General features: G+C 41.1%; 20 protein-coding genes. 18 read left to right on the forward strand and 2 right to left on the reverse strand.

Annotated features, from left to right (window positions below):
* Nucleotides 1–195 precede the first annotated feature (195 nt).
* The gene (locus tag ABJD64_RS11610) at nt 196–747 is read right to left on the reverse strand and encodes a DinB family protein (RefSeq protein WP_348178902.1); all 552 of its coding nucleotides are present in this window, start codon (nt 745–747) and stop codon (nt 196–198) included.
* Nucleotides 748–1,016: 269 nt separating this feature from the next.
* On the opposite strand from ABJD64_RS11610, the gene ABJD64_RS11615 reads away from it, so the two are divergent.
* Nucleotides 1,017–2,267, forward strand: coding sequence for a sodium:proton antiporter (locus ABJD64_RS11615; protein ID WP_348178904.1), 1,251 nt, complete (start codon nt 1,017–1,019; stop codon nt 2,265–2,267).
* Between the two features lies 1 nt (nt 2,268).
* On the opposite strand, the gene ABJD64_RS11620 is transcribed toward ABJD64_RS11615, so the two are convergent.
* A complete protein-coding gene (locus tag ABJD64_RS11620; RefSeq protein WP_348178906.1) occupies nt 2,269–3,108 on the reverse strand; it encodes a universal stress protein in 840 nt (279 codons plus the stop codon).
* 141 nt (nt 3,109–3,249) lie between these two features.
* Here ABJD64_RS11620 and ABJD64_RS11625 point away from each other — a divergent pair, with 141 nt between their 5' ends.
* From ABJD64_RS11625 to paaZ, 17 genes are all read left to right on the forward strand, one after another.
* A complete protein-coding gene (locus tag ABJD64_RS11625; protein WP_348178908.1) occupies nt 3,250–4,332 on the forward strand; it encodes a glutaminyl-peptide cyclotransferase in 1,083 nt (360 codons plus the stop codon).
* Nucleotide 4,333: 1 nt separating this feature from the next.
* A complete protein-coding gene (locus ABJD64_RS11630) occupies nt 4,334–4,630 on the forward strand; it encodes an SCP2 sterol-binding domain-containing protein (protein WP_348178910.1) in 297 nt (98 codons plus the stop codon).
* A gap of 89 nt (nt 4,631–4,719) precedes the next feature.
* A complete protein-coding gene (locus tag ABJD64_RS11635; protein WP_348178912.1) occupies nt 4,720–5,262 on the forward strand; it encodes a YfiT family bacillithiol transferase in 543 nt (180 codons plus the stop codon).
* A gap of 87 nt (nt 5,263–5,349) precedes the next feature.
* On the forward strand, nt 5,350–5,937 hold the full coding sequence (locus ABJD64_RS11640) for a TetR/AcrR family transcriptional regulator (protein WP_348178914.1): 588 nt from the start codon (nt 5,350–5,352) through the stop codon (nt 5,935–5,937).
* Nucleotides 5,934–7,277 carry an NAD(P)/FAD-dependent oxidoreductase gene (locus tag ABJD64_RS11645; protein ID WP_348178916.1) on the forward strand — a complete coding sequence of 448 codons (1,344 nt, stop codon included), beginning with the start codon at nt 5,934–5,936 and terminating at the stop codon, nt 7,275–7,277. Before ABJD64_RS11640 ends, ABJD64_RS11645 begins: the two co-directional genes overlap by 4 nt.
* 1 nt (nt 7,278) lies before the next feature.
* Nucleotides 7,279–8,352 (forward strand): 1,2-phenylacetyl-CoA epoxidase subunit PaaE, encoded by a 1,074-nt coding sequence (gene paaE, locus ABJD64_RS11650; protein WP_348178918.1) that lies wholly within the window; start codon nt 7,279–7,281, stop codon nt 8,350–8,352.
* A gap of 51 nt (nt 8,353–8,403) precedes the next feature.
* Nucleotides 8,404–9,342: a 1,2-phenylacetyl-CoA epoxidase subunit PaaA gene (gene paaA, locus ABJD64_RS11655; RefSeq protein ID WP_348178920.1), complete on the forward strand. Its 939-nt coding sequence runs from the start codon at nt 8,404–8,406 to the stop codon at nt 9,340–9,342.
* Nucleotides 9,343–9,361: 19 nt separating this feature from the next.
* Complete coding sequence (gene paaB, locus ABJD64_RS11660) at nt 9,362–9,649, forward strand: 1,2-phenylacetyl-CoA epoxidase subunit PaaB (RefSeq protein ID WP_348178922.1); 288 nt, start codon at nt 9,362–9,364, stop codon at nt 9,647–9,649.
* A gap of 1 nt (nt 9,650) precedes the next feature.
* Nucleotides 9,651–10,409 carry a 1,2-phenylacetyl-CoA epoxidase subunit PaaC gene (paaC, locus tag ABJD64_RS11665; RefSeq protein ID WP_348178924.1) on the forward strand — a complete coding sequence of 253 codons (759 nt, stop codon included), beginning with the start codon at nt 9,651–9,653 and terminating at the stop codon, nt 10,407–10,409.
* A gap of 1 nt (nt 10,410) precedes the next feature.
* A complete protein-coding gene (paaD, locus tag ABJD64_RS11670; protein ID WP_348178926.1) occupies nt 10,411–10,905 on the forward strand; it encodes a 1,2-phenylacetyl-CoA epoxidase subunit PaaD in 495 nt (164 codons plus the stop codon).
* 21 nt (nt 10,906–10,926) lie between these two features.
* On the forward strand, nt 10,927–11,706 hold the full coding sequence (locus ABJD64_RS11675; protein ID WP_348178928.1) for an enoyl-CoA hydratase-related protein: 780 nt from the start codon (nt 10,927–10,929) through the stop codon (nt 11,704–11,706).
* A complete protein-coding gene (locus tag ABJD64_RS11680) occupies nt 11,703–12,860 on the forward strand; it encodes a 3-hydroxyacyl-CoA dehydrogenase NAD-binding domain-containing protein (protein ID WP_348178930.1) in 1,158 nt (385 codons plus the stop codon). Before ABJD64_RS11675 ends, ABJD64_RS11680 begins: the two co-directional genes overlap by 4 nt.
* Nucleotides 12,860–13,315, forward strand: coding sequence for a hydroxyphenylacetyl-CoA thioesterase PaaI (gene paaI / locus ABJD64_RS11685; protein ID WP_348178932.1), 456 nt, complete (start codon nt 12,860–12,862; stop codon nt 13,313–13,315). The genes ABJD64_RS11680 and paaI overlap by 1 nt, the downstream gene beginning before the upstream one ends.
* Nucleotides 13,316–13,359: 44 nt before the next feature.
* Nucleotides 13,360–14,565: a 3-oxoadipyl-CoA thiolase gene (gene pcaF, locus ABJD64_RS11690; RefSeq protein WP_348178934.1), complete on the forward strand. Its 1,206-nt coding sequence runs from the start codon at nt 13,360–13,362 to the stop codon at nt 14,563–14,565.
* 2 nt (nt 14,566–14,567) lie between these two features.
* On the forward strand, nt 14,568–15,188 hold the full coding sequence (locus ABJD64_RS11695) for a YdeI/OmpD-associated family protein (protein WP_348178936.1): 621 nt from the start codon (nt 14,568–14,570) through the stop codon (nt 15,186–15,188).
* 48 nt (nt 15,189–15,236) lie between these two features.
* Nucleotides 15,237–15,830 carry a transferase hexapeptide repeat family protein gene (locus tag ABJD64_RS11700; RefSeq protein WP_348178938.1) on the forward strand — a complete coding sequence of 198 codons (594 nt, stop codon included), beginning with the start codon at nt 15,237–15,239 and terminating at the stop codon, nt 15,828–15,830.
* A 150-nt stretch (nt 15,831–15,980) separates the two neighbouring features.
* A complete protein-coding gene (gene paaZ / locus ABJD64_RS11705; protein WP_348178940.1) occupies nt 15,981–18,026 on the forward strand; it encodes a phenylacetic acid degradation bifunctional protein PaaZ in 2,046 nt (681 codons plus the stop codon).
* Nucleotides 18,027–18,061: the final 35 nt, after the last annotated feature.

Here is an 18,061-nt window from a genome sequence, read left to right on the forward strand (position 1 = left end):
AAATAACAAGTCCAAAGAGGTTCCCAGAAATTTTGATAAAGATGAGATAATCTGTATCTTAAGGATTGAATACAAATAAAAATTACTAGCTATGGTTTCTATTCTGTTATTTTTCTCAATTGCGATTTTAGGTGTTTGTTATTATAGGTATAAGACAATCCTTAAAAAAGAACACAATCATTGATTGAACCAAACCTACGAATTACCCCTATTCTCAACCGACTTCAGTACCCTATCTATTTGTTTTAGATGGTGGAGATAATGATCTTCCATAAAGAGAATCGTCTGATGCAAAGAAAGTCTACCCGCAAAGGGATGTTTGAATATTAGTATATCTAATGATTCCTCAGGAAACGTCTGAAGTAACTTTTGAAATTCAATTCTATTTTTATTGAATCGTGCTTTGAGTTCGTCTAATGTTAATTCATTAGATGGCTGAGGTAATTGTTTAGGCATGCTATACCTATATGGAGACCTTAGTAACCAATGCAAGAGCTTTGACCTAATCCGTGATAAGAGATCACTTTTGCCAAGTGAGTCTATACCCTGCATTTTCTTTTTGATGTATCGTAGTGTTCCATACTCCGCATCTGATAAATGAGTCAAAACCTGATTCACCGACCACTTACTTTCACTCTCTGGAATTGCAAGCCAATCAACCTCACATAATTCCAAGCGTTTTTCCAATTCGTTGCGCATGTTTTCTAACGAATCAAACGCTGTCAATATCTTAGTTCGCAAATCCATTTGATAATAATAAGCAGAGAGGAATAATTAGATCTTACTTTTGACATAAAATTATTCAAACAAAAGCTATAAGTGCTAAATTATTCACCTTTCACATTTGCATTTTTCAAATATGATAGGTAACTCAATGCTCTATTTTTAATACGAAATATTGAATTTTTTATATTTTTTTAGTTAATATAGCGGTGAAAATACATTTGGATTTGTATTAATATTGTATTGAAAAGTAAAGACCACCACTTTAAATCAGGACATTTTAATACAACAACATGCACATTTTAGATATTTTAGCCCTATTCATATGCTTAGCGGGCATCTTTATCTACGTCAATACTTACTATCTTAAACTCCCCTCTTCTGTAGGCTTGCTTATTTTAGCCTTAGGGCTCTCTTTTGCGCTATTGGTAATTGAGCAGATCATACCTGAGTTTAAATTAGGTACTGAAAGAATTCTGGCTGATTATGACTATCATGAAGTCCTTTATCAGCTTGTTCTGAGCTTTATGCTCTTTGCCGGAGCACTGCAGATCGACTTCAAAAAGTTGGCTGAAGAGCGTACTCCAGTACTCATTTTGGCACTACTTGGAGTACTTATCTCAACCTTCGTCATAGGATCCGCAGTTTATTATTTACTGGAATGGATCGGCATCGAACTCGAATATATGTATTGTCTTGTATTTGGGGCGCTGATTTCTCCTACAGACCCTATTGCTGTCACTGCAACCATCAGGAAATATAGCTTGTCCAAAAATCTGGAAACTAGAATTGCAGGTGAATCACTTTTCAACGACGGCTTTGCTGTTGTCATTGCACTGACTCTTTTAGATTTGGCGCATGCTGGAGAAGATCACTTCCTTGGCGTTGTGGATATTGTCTGGGTATTTGGAACAGATATTACTGGCGGAATAGTTATTGGACTGTTTTTGGGCTACCTAGGCTACAGGCTATTGAAATACATAGATAATGATGAAGTCGAAGTTGAGGTATTGATGACTTTGGCTCTTGTCATGGCTGGGACGCAACTGGCAGAATTTGCACATGTATCTGCCAAACAGGCCGTTGTAATTATGGGACTTGTCATTGGTAATGAGGGTAAGAGTGGTCATGTAACAAGTGCTGCAGGCGATTACGTCTTCAAATTCTGGCACCTAATCGAAGAAACTCTAAATGCTATGCTTTTCGTACTCATTGGTTTGGAAATGCTCATTATCCCATGGAAGTTAGATTATTTTGCCGCTGGTTTCTTCGCATTCAACATCGTGCTGTTCGCTAGGTACGTCAGTGTGAGCATTCCAATAGCTGCCATGAGCACGTATCGTAGCTTTGAGAAAAACACAATTCATGTATTGGCCTGGGGAGGACTAAGAGGCGGAATCCCAATAGCACTTTCCTTGTCCCTTCCAGAATTTGAAGGAAAGGAAGTGATTATCACCATGACTTACACCGTAGTCGTTTGCTCTGTACTCTATCAAGGACTTACTATTCCGAAGTTGATGAGAATCACTTTTCCAAGAAAATGATTTATCTGATTGCCTTCGTCCATATGGGACGATGCGCGTGATTTACAACATTTTTGGAAACATGGCTGGCTATTAGATGTAGCAGACCATGTCTATCGTGGGTACCAATGGCAATCATTCCTGCATCAATTTCCGCAGCATAATCCATAATGGTACCTGCCATATCACTTGACAATTTGACTGCGACCGTGCAATCAGTAAGCCCAAAGAAATTAACAAATTCATCAGCTCTTTTCTTTACTTCGGGAACTGTAGTCCACATAGAATCAAATACCTTTAATACATGCAATTTGGCGCCAAAATGACTTTGCATTTCTTTTAAGTCGTCCATTATTTGTTCATGATCTTCGTTTAAATCCGTAGCATAGACGATGTCCTTTACATTTTTTATTTCACATGCACCCTTGACAACTATTACAGGACAGGTGGCATACCTGACTGTTTTGTCTGCTACCGACCCTACCAATACCTCTTGGAGTCCTGTTGCTCCCTTGCTACCCATAAATATCAGACTTGCGTCATGGCTTGCAATATTCTCAGCAATCGAGGTAAACGGATTGCCAATTTCAATCTTATAATTGATAGTCAAATCACGCATTTTCGGATCATTGACGATGGCCTCTAGCTTCTCTCTGGTTTTATCCAGTAGCAACTTGACGTAAATATTATCCATTGGGTCGTAGTGAGTTTCTCCTGATACTTTCATCGTCTCTATATTCGGATCCTCAACAATGTGAAGAAGAAGTACATCCGAATCTGTATCTACGGCAAGAGAATGTGCGGCATTTATTGCATTCATAGATTCCTCTGAAAAATCTACGGGAACTAAAATACGTTTCATATTCAATAAGTTTAGAAATTAATTAATCAATAGGTTAAGCTAAATTTAACAAATCCAATGGCAACATATATTAATAATGCATGTTTCATTTTTGTAAACAAAGCAATCATCATATAATTGCCGTGCTTAAGAATGCCTAGTATGATTTCATCAAAATATCTGATATTTATTTACTCCATTGTGTTAATTATCCTAACCGGATGTGATTCCTCGAATCAGAAAAAAAATAATTCTAAAAGTCCCAGGATAAAAAGCCATTCTAAAATAGAAAGCCCTAGAAACGGCTCAAATTACACCATTGGCGACACCATTGAATTTAAGGTCTCACTAGATGATAACTCCTTGTTAATTGATTCGATCCGTCTTTCGCACAACGGTCTGATAGTTTCAAACAATGCCAATCAATGGGAAACTAAAAAAGAAACTCCCGGAAAAAAGAGTTTGCTGATTTCAGTGCACTTAAGTAATGGTACTGTTGAAAAAAAGAGGCACTCCGTTACGCTGCTTTCAGAAATAGAACCAAACAGATACACTTACAGAATCACTAACACTTTTGTTCATGACCCGGATGCCTTTACCGAAGGTCTTTTAATTAACAACAATGAACTTTATGAGAGCACCGGAAACAAAGGAGAGTCCAGCATAAGAAAGGTAAACATGAGTACGGGAGAAGTGATTAAATCAGTCGACATTTCCGCACAATACTTTGGAGAAGGAATTGGAGTGATTGAGGATAAGCTTTACATGCTTTCATGGAAACAAGGAACTGGATTCATCTTTAATAAAAGTACCCTTAAGCAAATTGGACAATTTTCTTACCCCACAGAAGGTTGGGGTATGACATCCAACGCCGATACATTAATTATGAGTGATGGTACGAATGTTTTGAGATTTATGGAACCGGAAAGTTTCAGTGAATACAGGCAGATTGAAGTTTATGATAAAAATGGCCCTATCGATTTTCTTAATGAACTTGAGTACGTCAATGGAGATATTTTTGCCGTTCGCTGGCAAACAGAAATGATCTATATCGTTGACCCATTGTCTGGTAAAGTAAAGGGCATCCTTGATTTAACCGGTATTTTCGATTACTCCAAATACGAAAGGAGAATTGACGTACTTAACGGAATCGCCTACAACTCACAATCTGGTAAGTATTATGTAACAGGCAAATGGTGGCCAAAATTATTCGAAATTCAACTAATAGCAGCAAACAACATTTAATATGACACTTGAAGGAACAACAGCAAAAGTCCAGGATCTGGCCGCAAAAAAAAGTGGCGCCATCGGTTCTAGAATAAAATTTCAATTTGATGAAGGCGTCATCTTCCTGGACGACACCACCTCTCCTACCGTAGTCACCAATAATGATGACTACGCCGACTGTACCGTAAGAGTAAGCTTATCGAATTTCAATAAGCTCATGAGTGGTGATATGAATGCCATGGGAGCTTTTATGATGGGAAAAATCAAAGTGGACGGAGACATGTCAATCGCAATGAAATTATCCAATTTGTTTTAGACCTTGCAATAAACTAATCTAATCTATTAGTTCTTCTCAACGTCAAAAAAGGCACTTCTAGCTCTTCTGTATTTACTTTATAAATAAAAATGAGTACGGAAGATTTAGAAAACCTCAGATATCCTATTGGGAAATTCAAGTTCCCAACCTCCTTCTCCTCCTCAGAAGCAGAGAATAATATACACACGATCTGCCACTTTCCACAAGTACTAAGGGAAACAGTTAAGTACCTTTCGGATGATCAACTCAATACGTCCTACCGGCCGGATGGCTGGACAATTCGCCAGGTTGTTCATCACATCGCTGATAGCCATATGAACAGCTACATTAGGTTCAAATGGACGTTGACAGAAAACCAGCCCACAATCAAAGCCTACAACGAGCAAGCATGGGCAGAGCTTCCTGATGCTAAAAATGATGCCATAGAATCCTCGCTGCTGCTCCTTACGGCTCTTCACCTAAAATGGACTAATGTGCTAACCAATCTGACAGAAGATCAGATGAAAATATCATTTACACATCCTCAAAATGGTCGTCAAATTAAACTCTTTGAAAACATCGCCTTGTATGCCTGGCATTGTAACCATCATTTGGCACACATTATGAACCTAAAAGAAAGGATGAACTGGTAGGCGACAGTCATATTACCGACAATCTTCTTAACTTATAGTTTCAATTTCTTTTTCATATTAACTAACATTTGTTAGTTTTGAAAGGAGATGGCAAAAACTGAAGCAAAAAAGAGTAAAAAGCAGATCATCATTGAGGAGGCTGCCACCCTTTTTAGAGAAAAAGGGTATTCAGCTACTACAATGCGTGATATCGCCGCGAAAGTAGGTGTGGAAGCAGCTAGTCTGTACAACCACATAACCTCGAAAGAACAAATTCTTTCCAAAATTTGTTTTTCGCTGGCCGAGACCTATACCACCAAGATGAATATTATCATCTCTACAGATGATTCATCAATAAACAAAATCAAGGATCTCTTATTCCTGCATGTAGAAATCAATGCCATGAGCTCTCCTTTGGCGAGCGTGATGAATGATGAATGGCGTCACCTGACTGAGCCAGAACGGAGCGAGTTTCTGGAAAAAAGAAGAACCTACGAAAATCATTTTATTACAATAATAGAACAAGGGATTTCTGATGGCACTTTGGTTGACATGGACCCCAAGATTGCTTTGTATACCATGCTCTCCTCCATCCGATGGCTTCAGCACTGGTACCATGCCAACAGAGATATGGAAGTTGAGTCTGTGAAAAATACGATTATCGGATTGCTAATGAATGGAATACAGAAATCATGAGTAAAAAAGTTACCATCGTTGGCGCAGGGTTGGTGGGTTCGTTGCTTGCAGCATTACTCGGTAAGCGTGGTCATAGCGTAGATATATTCGAGCGACGCCCAGACATCCGAAAAGCTGATATCTCTGCCGGTAAATCTATTAATATGGCCTGCTCTACCAGAGGATGGAAAGCACTTGATCTGGTAGGTGCTGGTGATAAGGTGCGTGAGGCAGCAATTGCTATGAATGGTAGAATGATGCACGGCATCAACGAATCACTAACCTTCCAACCTTATGGCAAAGAAGGCGAAGCCATCTACTCAATTTCAAGAGCCGGACTCAATCAAATCCTTATTGATCATGCGGATCAATTTGACAATGTCAATTTTCATTTTAATCATAAATGTTTAGATCTTGATCTTGACACTCCTTCAGCCACTTTTGAAATTTCAAACGGAGATCATAAAGAGGTTACAACTGATTTGATTTTTGGGACTGACGGCGCCTTTTCAGCCGTAAGATCAGTCATGCAAAAATTAAAGCACTTCAATTTTTCGCAAGAATATATCAGTCATGACTATAAAGAATTAAGTATTGACTCGAATGATGGTCAGTTCCAAATGGATAAGCACGCACTACACATTTGGCCCAGAGGGAGTCACATGTTGATTGCCTTACCAAATCCTGATGGCAGCTTCACATGTACGCTATTTCTACCCTACGAAGGAGGAAACTCATTTGAACAGCTCAATTCTGAGACTGAAATTAGAAGGTTCTTTGAGGATAAGTTTCCGGATGCACTCAAGCTGATTCCTAACCTCATTGAATTGTTCAATGAGAATCCAACCTCGCCCTTGGTCATTGTAAGGTGCTTTCCCTGGACCTATGAAGATAAAGTGGCACTGATTGGTGACGCTTCACATGCTATCGTACCGTTCTATGGACAGGGTATGAATGCTGGATTCGAAGATGTGTCAATTTTAGATGAATTGATGACAAAGCATGGAGAAGACTGGAATTCACTGTTTCTCGAGTTTCAAGCTACCAGAAAGCCTGATGCTGATGCTATTGCAGATCTCGCCTTAAAAAATTTCATAGAAATGCGAGATTTAGTAGGTCAGGAATGGTTTCTAAAAAGAAAGAAAATTGAAAGGGCACTATACGAAACCTTTCCTGGAAAATTTATTCCCCAGTATTCGATGGTTTCATTCACCAACACGCCATATAGTGAAGCGGTAAGGATTGGCAATCAACAAGATCTCATTCTCGATCGGTTGGCCGAGACAGAAAATATTCTTGAACTTATTGAGCAAGGCAACTTTAAGTCCTTCATTGAGTCTAACAACATTATCCAAAATTAAGATGCATCATTTTTACCCTTTAAAAATATCGAAACTCATTAAAGAAACAGATGACTGTGTGTCTCTGGAGTTCGATATCCCTGAAGAAAATAAAGACCTATTCAACTACAAGCAGGGACAGCATGTTACACTCAAGAAAATGATTAACGGAGAGGACGTTCGAAGATCTTACTCCATATGCACCAGCCCTAAAGAAGGTAGGTTGAAAGTGGCAGTGAAAAAAGTAGAAGGTGGTGCCTTTTCAACCTATGCCAATGAGCAACTAAAGGCGGGCGAAGAACTTGAAGTCATGCCCCCATCAGGTAGTTTCAATACAGAACTGAACGCTGAGCAAACTAAGACTTATGTAGGTTTTGCCGGAGGCAGTGGGATCACTCCGATCATCTCTATTTTGAAGTCCGTAATGGATACCGAACCTCAAAGTGAGTTCACTTTAATCTATGCCAATCGCGGAACAGATTCGATTGTATTCAAAGAAGAAATTGAGGGACTCAAAAATACTTACATGGAGAGACTCAACATTTTTCATGTATTTAGTGAAGAACATACAGAATTTCCGTTGTTTGAAGGATTTGTAGACAAAGAAAAAGTCACAGCCTTCTCAAAATCAATTATTGATCTGGATTCAATTGATGAATTTTTTATTTGCGGCCCTGAACCAATGATGCTTGGTATACAAGCCGCTTTGTTAGAATTGAAAGTTGATGAGTCCAAAGTACATATCGAACTTTTTACCAGCCCTGTCGGCAAACTAGGAACAGCTGCAGGACAAAAGAAAGAGACCTACGAAAAAGTAAAATGCAAAGTCACCATTCAGATCGACGGTGTGAAAATGGATTTTGATTACAACAGTAATGATTCATTACTAGATGCCGCTGCTAAAAAAGGTGCTGACCTTCCCTATGCATGCAAAGGAGGTGTGTGTTGCACATGTAAAGCCAAGCTAATCGAGGGTGAGGTAGATATGGCAGTTAACTATGCACTGGAACAAGATGAAATAGACCGAGGATATGTCTTAAGTTGTCAGGCACACCCCAAAACAGATAAGGTGGTATTGAGTTTTGACGAAAATTAGAACATTGACTATAGATAGGATATTAAGTAAATTTATAGAAAGGCCCATAACATGAACACGATAGATTTAGAAAAAGAATTTCAGCGCAAAATTGATGCTGACGAAAAAATCGAGCCCAAGGACTGGATGCCCGAAGACTATCGCAAAACATTAATCAGGCAGATTTCTCAACATGCCCATTCAGAGATAGTCGGCATGCTGCCAGAAGGCAATTGGCTAACCCGCGCCCCTTCGCTAAGACGAAAAGTTGCCGCCCTGGCTAAGGTTCAGGATGAAGCCGGACATGGTCTCTATCTTTATAGCGCCTGTGAAACACTAGGTGTAGAACGTGATGATTTAATTGATCAGTTACATACTGGTAAAGCCAAATACTCAAGCATATTCAACTACCCTACACTCACCTGGGCGGATATGGGAGCTATTGGCTGGTTGGTTGATGGTGCTGCGATTATGAATCAGGTACCGCTCTGCAGATGTTCATATGGCCCCTACGCTCGGGCTATGGTCAGAGTCTGTAAGGAAGAGAGCTTTCATCAGCGTCAAGGCTACGAAATCATGCTTAAACTATGTAATGGTACGCCGGAACAAAAAGAAATGGCACAAGACGCCTTAAACCGATGGTGGTGGCCTTCCATTATGATGTTTGGACCCAATGATGCCGATTCGCCGCATACAGCGCAATCAATGAGTTGGAAGATCAAACGTTTTACCAATGACGAACTGCGTCAGAAGTTCGTAGACGCTACCGCTCCACAAGCCGATATCCTGGGAATTTCTATCCCAGATCCGGATTTGAAATGGAATGAAAAAACCGACCATTATGATTTTGGTCCTATCGATTGGGAAGAATTTTGGGCTGTCGTGAAAGGTAATGGCCCATGCAACAAAGAAAGATTGGCCACTAGAAAGAAAGCCTATGAAGAAGGCGCGTGGGTAAGAGAAGCAGCGTTGGCATACGCTAAAAAAAGAAAGAAAAAATCAGCCGCATAGCACATTAACCAGAAAGATCATGAGCAACAAAAATTGGCCCCTTTGGGAAATATTTATAAGAAGTAAATCAGGCATCAATCACAAACACGTGGGCAGTTTGCATGCTGCTGATGCTGAGATGGCAATTGAAAATGCCAGAGATGTGTATACCAGAAGAAATGAAGGCGTAAGTATTTGGGCAGTTCCATCAAGTAAAATTACTGCCTCTGATCCTGATCAGGGAGAAGAGCTTTTTGAACCAGCTCAAAACAAGGTGTACCGCCACCCTACTTTTTACAACTTGCCAGATGAGCTAAAAAACATGTAGCATGTCAGAACAAAAAGAAATATACAACTACGTGCTGCGATTAGCAGACAATTGCCTTATTCTTGGTCAGCGATTGGCGGAATGGTGCGGCCATGGGCCAGTACTTGAGCAGGACATCGCCGTGACTAACATTTCGCTTGATTTGATCGGCCAGGCTAGAAACTACTATCAGTATGCTGCCGATTTAACGGGAGATGAGAAATCTGAAGATGAAGTGGCCTTTCTCAGAAGTGACAGAGAGTACAAAAATTTGCTACTCGTAGAACAACCCAATAACGACTTCGCATATACCGTCCTGAGACAATATCTATTCGATGTTTTTCATTTTCATTTATTGAATGAACTCGCAGCTAGCAAAGATGAAAGCATTGCCTCTATTGCTCAAAAGAGTATCAAAGAGGTGACTTATCACAAAAGATGGAGTGGCCAGTGGATCCTGCGTTTAGGAGATGGCACAGAAGAAAGTCATGAAAAAATGCAAGCAGCACTAGATCACTACTGGTCCTATGCCTTTGAATGTATAACTGCGGATGAACTTGACTCTAACATGTCAACCCAAGGTATCGGAGCTGATTTAGGTAAAATTGCCGAACCTGTCAGGAAAGAAATAACCTTTCATTTACAAGAAGCTACTTTGAGCATTCCCGGCTCTAGCTGGAATCAAACTGGCGGAAAAAACGGCATGCACTCAGAGCATTTGGGATATATTTTGGCTGAAATGCAACATCTACAAAGGGCCTTCCCTGGCGCTGAATGGTAAAATGACCCGTACCAAAACCATATCGACCGATCAAATATTAGATTCATTAAGATCAGTGATGGATCCGGAAATCCCTGTACTGTCTGTTGTAGATATGGGTGTAGTTAGAAAGGTTGAAATTACTGATCACGTAATTGTAACCATAACCCCTACTTACTCAGGATGTCCAGCGATGAATACCATCGAATCGGATATCAAGAATTGTTTAATCGAGGAGGGCTATAAGGACGCTGAAGTCAAAACCGTATTGCAACCCGCATGGACGACAGACTGGCTGACAGCGCATGGAAGAGAACAACTAAGAGCATATGGCATTGCTCCTCCACAAGGAAGTACATCTAAGCGTGCTTTGTTTCTGGAAGATGAAACCGTACCATGCCCTAAATGTCATTCAAAAAACACAGCATTGGTTAGTGAATTCGGATCCACTGCCTGCAAAGCACATTATAAGTGCAAAGACTGCCTGGAACCGTTCGATTATTTTAAATGTATTTAAAACCCAAAGTAATAAACAACAATGACCCAAACTCTTCAGTGTGAAATCAATGATGGAATAGCTATCATCCGATTCAATCGACCGGAAGTTTTCAACAGTTTCAACAGAGAAATGTCCTTGGGCTTTCAGGAATTATTGGATCAATGTGCTCAGGATGAAAACGTTAGAGCCATATACCTCACAGGAAATGGTAAGGCCTTTTGTGCTGGTCAGGACTTAGCAGAAGTCACAGCTTCTGACGCTCCATTCATAGATAAGATAGTGGCAGAGCATTACAACCCCATCGTAAGAAGAATCCGAGAGATTGAAAAGCCGGTGATTTGTGCAGTAAATGGAGTAGCAGCTGGAGCTGGCGCCAATATCGCTTTGGCCTGTGATATTACTGTAGCGGTGGAATCGGCCTCATTCATTCAAGCCTTTAGCAAAATTGGGTTGATCCCAGACAGCGGCGGTACTTTCTTCTTGCCAAAGCTAATCGGATTTCAAAAGGCCAGCGCGTTAATGATGTTAGGAGATAAAGTTTCAGCTTCGGATGCTGAAAAACTAGGTATGCTATACAAGGTATTCAACACTGAAGAGTTTGAAGAAGCTTCTATGAAAATTGCTAGCACCATTTCGAAAATGCCAACAAAAGGTTTGGTCTATACTAAACAATTGTTGAATGCCGGGATAACCAATAATCTGAACGATCAATTGGATCAGGAAGAAAAATATCAGTCAATGGCTGGAAAAACAGCCGATTATAAAGAAGGTGTGCAAGCATTTATGGAAAAAAGAAAACCAGAGTTTAAGGGAAAATGAAAGTAGTAGGAATAATAGGTGCTGGATCAATGGGAAGTGGCATAGCTCAAGTGGCAGCTACAGCAGGTCACGAAGTAATACTTCTCGACAGTAGCAAACCCATGTTGCAAAAGGCCCAACAAAGCCTGAATAAAATCCTCAATAGACTTGTAGAGAAGGGCAAATTGACTAAGTCTGAGGCTGGGGCTGTTTTAGATCGGATAAAATTCACTAACAATCTGGAAGAATTCAGTCCTTGTGAATTGATCATTGAGGCCATCATCGAAGACTTGAACATCAAAAAGCAAGTATTCAGAGAACTTGAGGCCGTCGTGAGTAAAAGTTGTGTAATAGCATCCAATACTTCCTCATTGTCCGTATCTGCCATTGCCAGCGCTTGCGATCATGCACAAAGAGTACTGGGTATTCATTTTTTCAATCCTGCCCCGTTAATGCCATTGGTAGAAGTCATCCCCGCAGTCCAGACCAACCCCGATGTCCTTTCTGACGCCAGAAAAACCATTGACAGTTGGGGTAAGATCACAGTTCTTACTAAGGATACTCCGGGTTTCATCGTCAATCGGGTAGCCAGACCATTTTATGGAGAAGCATTGAGAATATTAGAAGAAGGAATTGCAGATGTAGCCACCATCGACTGGGCCATGACGGAGATTGGCGGTTTCCGAATGGGTCCATTTACACTCATGGATTTTATTGGCAATGACATTAACTATACGGTCACAGAAACCGTCTTCAAATCGTTCTTTTACGACCCCAGATACAAACCTTCATTTACTCAAAAACGATTAGCCGAAGCTGGATATTTGGGTAGAAAAACAGGCAAAGGTTATTACGATTATTCAGAAGGAGCCTCAAAACCGGAACCCAACTTCGACAAAAAACTTGGAACTGAAATATTCAACCGAATACTGGTTATGCTTATCAATGAGGCTGCTGATGCACTTTTCTGGAACATTGCCAGCAAAGAAGATATTGATCTAGCCATGACCAAAGGTGTAAATTATCCGGCGGGCCTTTTGATGTGGGCAGATGAAATTGGAATTGACAATTGCGTGAAGCAAATGGATCAATTATATGACGAATACCTGGAAGATAGATACAGGTGCAGCCCATTGCTAAGAAGAATGGTCCGAGACAAAAAGACATTCTATTAATGGCAGAAGCAGAAAACATAGTGAATCGAATGTATTCCAACGACACCTTCAGTAAGTGGCTCGGAATTACTTTGGATAAGGTTGATGTGGGTTTTGCACAGATAAGCATGATAGTGAATGGAAACATGCTGAATGGGTTTGGTATTGCTCATGGTGGAATTACCTATTCTCTGGCTGATAGCGCATTTGCATTTGCGTCAAACTCACAGGGCAGGCATGCAGTATCCATAGAGACCTCCATTTCTCATACCAAAACGGTAAAAGAGGGTGATCAGCTGACTGCCGTGGCAAAAGAAGATAATCTTTCCAATCGGTTAGGAATTTATACCATTACAGTTACCAATCAGGACAATGATGTGGTAGCGCTTTTTAAAGGAACAGTATTTAGAAAAGACACTTTGTGGAGTGAATCGGCAAGGCCAGAACAAAATAGGAATACCCCGAGTAATGACTAATTTTTAATACCATAAAACATCGTTGTAAAACAGAATATAATTGAATGAAAGAAGCTTATATCATAGATGGAATAAGAACCCCTATCGGAAGATTCGGTGGAACATTAGGAGAAGTCAGAACGGATGATTTGGCGGCCACGGTAATCAGAGAATTGATGCAGAGAAATGAGTCATTAGACCCTTCTCTTATTGATGATTGCATATTGGGATGTGCCAATCAGGCAGGTGAAGACAATAGAAACGTAGCCCGCATGGCTGCGTTACTTGGAGGCCTCCCCTATTCAGTGCCCGGAGAAACTGTGAACAGGCTTTGTTCTTCCGGACTGTCTTCCATCATCCATGCTAATCGTGCAATCAAGGCAGGTGACGGTGAAATATTCATTTCTGGCGGTGTTGAAAACATGACACGTGGCCCTTGGGTGATATCAAAATCGGCTAAACCTTTTGGTACAGATGCCAAAATGTACGATACAAGTTTTGGTTGGAGATTTATTAACCCTAAAATGGATGAATTGTACGGCACAGACTCTATGGGCATGACTGCCGAGAATCTGGTGGAAAAGCACAAAATTAACCGTGAAGACCAGGATGCATTTGCATTTCATTCGCAACAAAAGGCAAATCAGGCCCAACTTTCGGGTCGTTTGGCCAAAGAGATCGTTTCGGTTTCTATCCCTCAAAGGAAAAAGGACCCGATTATATTTTCGAATGACGAATTCATCAAAGGTAACACGACATTAGAAGCGTTATCCAATCTACGTCCGGCCTTCAAAAAGGATGGTTCGGTAACTGCAGGAAATGCTTCTGGTTTAAATGACGGGGCGGCCGCTTTACTAATCGCCTCAGAAGATGCAGTGAAAAACCACAAATTAAAGCCTATGGCCAGAGTGGTGTCATCTGCGGTAGTCGGAGTGGAGCCCAGGGTTATGGGTATTGGGCCTGTCAAGGCCTCACTCAAAGCACTGGAAAAAGCAGGCTTGACTATGGCTGATATGGATGTAGTCGAATTGAACGAGGCATTTGCTGCTCAAAGTCTGGCTTGCATTCGCGAATGGGGATTAGAGGATAATGACCCTAGAATTAATCCAAATGGAGGTGCTATTGCAATTGGCCATCCATTAGGTATGACCGGTGCAAGAATTGCGTATTCCGCGGCATTAGAATTGAATTTAACCAACAAAAGATATGCGCTCGTAACCATGTGCATCGGAGTGGGACAAGGCTACGCTGCTATACTAGAAAGGACATAAATATGGCAAAACCAACAGTAAATCCTGACGCAAGTAAAAAAATTGATGCCTATTTGACAACTGTATCAAGTGAGCATAGACCGGTTCTCGAATTGATTCGAAAAACTGTCAACGCCGTTGATGATCGAATACAAGAAGATTGGAAATGGCGTGCTCCCTGCTTTAGCCTTGAGGGATTGGTTTGTTGGTTCGTGGCTTTCAAATCACATGTAGGCCTCAACTTCTTTAAAGGTGCTTTGATCGAAGATGTACATAACGCATTTGTTGAAAGCGAAGATGAGGACAAGGGCAATCGCATGATCCACTTCAAATCCATAGATGAAGTGAAAGTAAAGGTGATTCAAGACTATGTAAAGCAAGCGGTTTTATTAAATGAGCAAGGAATCAAAATTGATTTTCCGAAGAGAAAAACCTTGGAAACACCGGACTACTTAATAGAAGCCTTGAATAAAAACAAAAAAGCCAAGGATGTATTTGAAAGCTTTACCGATGCCCAAAGAAAAGACTATATCGAATGGTTGGTGGAGGCGAAACGAGAGGAAACAAGAAATAAGAGAATGACGCAGGCCATCGAATGGATTGCCGAGGGTAAAACAAGAAATTGGAAATACATGAATTGCTAAAGAAGTCGATAGTCAATTGATGGATAATGGACAGCAAACTAAAACGAAGTGATCTACGAATTTAAAGGACTTAAACCGGTAATAGACCCAAGTGCATTTGTGCACCCACAGGCATCTGTGACAGGCAATGTATTCATTGGAAAAGATGTGTACATCGGCCCCGCGGCAGCCATTCGTGGTGATTGGGGGAAGATCATAATCGAAGACGGATGCAACGTACAAGAGAACTGCACCATTCACATGTTCCCGGGCACCACTGTTCACCTTCGCAAAGGGGCACACATTGGTCATGGTGCCGTCATTCATGGTGCCGAGGTCGGTGAAAACTCATTAATCGGAATGAATGCAGTTTTGATGGACAATGTGGTCATAGGAAGGGAATGTATTGTTGGGGCACTCGCTTTTGTAAAAGGAGAAATGCAAATTCCAGCGAGAAGCCTGGTAGCAGGCAATCCTGCCAAAATTATTAAAGAGGTATCTGACGAAATGATTGCCTGGAAAACAGATGGTACCAGACTTTATCAGGAATTGCCCAAGGAATGTATGGATACGCTTCGCGAATGCGAACCACTGGTTAAACCTGAAGCAAACCGACCAGAACAAATAGTAAATTTTAAAACCTGGAAGAAGACAATAAAATAACAATGAAATAAGGATTTAATGAATCAATGGTTTGATAAACTTTAATGCAATTGATGTTGGGATGACTCAAACACTAGTTCATTGAAAATTAAATTGTTAAATCATTGAAAACTGAATCATTAAATCATTGAAAACTGAATCATTAACTCAATGAACCCACAAAAAATACAACACTATACCCAAGGACAGTGGACCACAGGAACAGGCGATGGCCAGATACTTCATCATGCCATTACTGGCGACCCTATTTTCACTCACTCTATAGAAGGCCTGGATTTTAAAGACATACTCGAATATGGCCGAAGGGTAGGAAATCCAGCACTTCGTAAAATGACCTTCCAGGAAAGAGGTTTGATGCTCAAGGCTTTGGCCATGCACCTCCATTCAAAAAAGGAGATGTTTTATGAGCTGAGCAAGGCCACTGGAGCGACACGTGTTGATTCATGGATTGACATCGAAGGTGGTATCGGTAATCTTTTTGCTTATGCCAGCCTCAGAAGACAGTTTCCCAATGAGGCCCATTACATCGACGGTGAGACCGCTCCCCTATCCAAAGGAGGCAGCTTTATTGGTCAGCACATTATGGTGCCCAAAGAAGGAGTGGCAGTTCACATCAATGCCTTCAACTTTCCAATTTGGGGCATGCTCGAAAAAGTGGCAGTCAACTGGCTCGCAGGAATGCCAGCAGTAGTAAAACCAGCAGAACAAACCTGTTTCTTAACCGAATTGATGGTCAAGGAAATTATTGATTCTAAGATTCTACCTGATGGGGCTTTACAACTCATAGCTGGTTCCGGTAGAGGTATTTTGGATCACGTAGGTATGCAGGATGTAGTCACCTTTACAGGCTCAGCATCCACAGGTCGCATGCTTAAGCAACACCCAAATTTGGTGGAGCATTCCGTACCATATACCATGGAGGCCGATTCGCTCAACTCTTCCGTACTTGGTGAAGATGCTACACCTGGAACCCCTGAGTTTGATTTATTCATAAAAGAAGTCAGAAAAGAAATTACCGTTAAATGTGGTCAGAAGTGCACAGCAATCAGGAGAATCATAGTCCCTGAAAAGCTGGTAGAAGACGTGCAAATAGCGCTAGGCAAAGCCCTGGCTCAAACTACAATTGGAGACCCCGATGCCGAGGGAGTACGGATGGGAGCATTAATCAGTCAAACGCAAGTCGAGACCGTTAGGAAACAAATTGAAGAATTGAAAAAGTCGTCAGAAGTAGTCTATGGCAATGACGACTTTGAGGTAGTAGGAGCAGACAAAAACAAAGGGGCCTTCATCTCCCCTACCTTGATGCTCAACAAAGACCCAATGAATAGCGAGGAAGTACATACCGTTGAAGCATTCGGACCTGTTAGTACTATCTTGCCTTACAAAGATCTGGACGAGGCAGTTGCTATTTCCAAAAAAGGATTAGGCTCCCTTTGCTCTTCTATTGTTACCGCAGATGACAAAATTGCCAAACACTATGTTCTTGGTGCCGCATCCTATCATGGTAGAATATTGGCGTTAAACAAGGATTCTGCCAAAGAAAGCACAGGTCATGGATCGCCCATGCCATTGCTAACCCATGGTGGACCCGGACGTGCTGGAGGTGGAGAAGAAATGGGCGGTAAACGAGGGGTGATGCATTATATGCAACGATGTGCAGTGCAAGGCCACCCTACCACTGTCACGGAGATTACAAATGTCTACCAATATGGTGGCGCCTATAAAGAAGATGTTGCACACCCATTTAGCAAGCACTGGGAGGAACTAGAAGTCGGTGAAACTTACATAACCGCAAAGCGGACTGTTACCGAGGGAGATATTGTCAACTTCGCTAATGTAAGCTGGGATCATTTTTATGCACATACTGATGTAACCTCCTTGGACGGTACCATTTTTGAACAAAGAGTAGCGCATGGCTACTTCATTCTTTCAGCCGCAGCCGGATTATTCGTTCAAGCCAAGAAAGGCCCGGTGCTTCTCAACTATGGATTGGAAGAATGCAGATTTACCAAGCCAGTCTATGCGGGTGCCACCATTGGCGTTCGTTTGACTGTCAAAGAAAAAATAGATCAGGAAAAGAAAGACGATATAGCTAAGGGAATTGTGAAGTTCTTGGTAGACGTCTATGACGAAACAGGAGAAACCATAGCCATCGCCACTATTCTTACCATGATTAGAAAAATAGATCAATCCTAAATGAGATTTCAGTTTTAAGTGTTTAGTTTTTGGTA

It is taken from the genome of Reichenbachiella sp. (assembly GCF_039944555.1).
Classification (GTDB): domain Bacteria; phylum Bacteroidota; class Bacteroidia; order Cytophagales; family Cyclobacteriaceae; genus Reichenbachiella.

Coding starts and splice junctions, on each gene's coding strand:
- ABJD64_RS11610 (WP_348178902.1), bottom strand. CDS start 747: ATGGATTTGCGAACTAAGATATTGACAGCGTTTGATTCGTTAGAAAAC.
- ABJD64_RS11615 (WP_348178904.1), top strand. CDS start 1,017: ATGCACATTTTAGATATTTTAGCCCTATTCATATGCTTAGCGGGCATC.
- ABJD64_RS11620 (WP_348178906.1), bottom strand. CDS start 3,108: ATGAAACGTATTTTAGTTCCCGTAGATTTTTCAGAGGAATCTATGAAT.
- ABJD64_RS11625 (WP_348178908.1), top strand. CDS start 3,250: ATGATTTCATCAAAATATCTGATATTTATTTACTCCATTGTGTTAATT.
- ABJD64_RS11630 (WP_348178910.1), top strand. CDS start 4,334: ATGACACTTGAAGGAACAACAGCAAAAGTCCAGGATCTGGCCGCAAAA.
- ABJD64_RS11635 (WP_348178912.1), top strand. CDS start 4,720: ATGAGTACGGAAGATTTAGAAAACCTCAGATATCCTATTGGGAAATTC.
- ABJD64_RS11640 (WP_348178914.1), top strand. CDS start 5,350: ATGGCAAAAACTGAAGCAAAAAAGAGTAAAAAGCAGATCATCATTGAG.
- ABJD64_RS11645 (WP_348178916.1), top strand. CDS start 5,934: ATGAGTAAAAAAGTTACCATCGTTGGCGCAGGGTTGGTGGGTTCGTTG.
- paaE (WP_348178918.1), top strand. CDS start 7,279: ATGCATCATTTTTACCCTTTAAAAATATCGAAACTCATTAAAGAAACA.
- paaA (WP_348178920.1), top strand. CDS start 8,404: ATGAACACGATAGATTTAGAAAAAGAATTTCAGCGCAAAATTGATGCT.
- paaB (WP_348178922.1), top strand. CDS start 9,362: ATGAGCAACAAAAATTGGCCCCTTTGGGAAATATTTATAAGAAGTAAA.
- paaC (WP_348178924.1), top strand. CDS start 9,651: ATGTCAGAACAAAAAGAAATATACAACTACGTGCTGCGATTAGCAGAC.
- paaD (WP_348178926.1), top strand. CDS start 10,411: ATGACCCGTACCAAAACCATATCGACCGATCAAATATTAGATTCATTA.
- ABJD64_RS11675 (WP_348178928.1), top strand. CDS start 10,927: ATGACCCAAACTCTTCAGTGTGAAATCAATGATGGAATAGCTATCATC.
- ABJD64_RS11680 (WP_348178930.1), top strand. CDS start 11,703: ATGAAAGTAGTAGGAATAATAGGTGCTGGATCAATGGGAAGTGGCATA.
- paaI (WP_348178932.1), top strand. CDS start 12,860: ATGGCAGAAGCAGAAAACATAGTGAATCGAATGTATTCCAACGACACC.
- pcaF (WP_348178934.1), top strand. CDS start 13,360: ATGAAAGAAGCTTATATCATAGATGGAATAAGAACCCCTATCGGAAGA.
- ABJD64_RS11695 (WP_348178936.1), top strand. CDS start 14,568: ATGGCAAAACCAACAGTAAATCCTGACGCAAGTAAAAAAATTGATGCC.
- paaZ (WP_348178940.1), top strand. CDS start 15,981: ATGAACCCACAAAAAATACAACACTATACCCAAGGACAGTGGACCACA.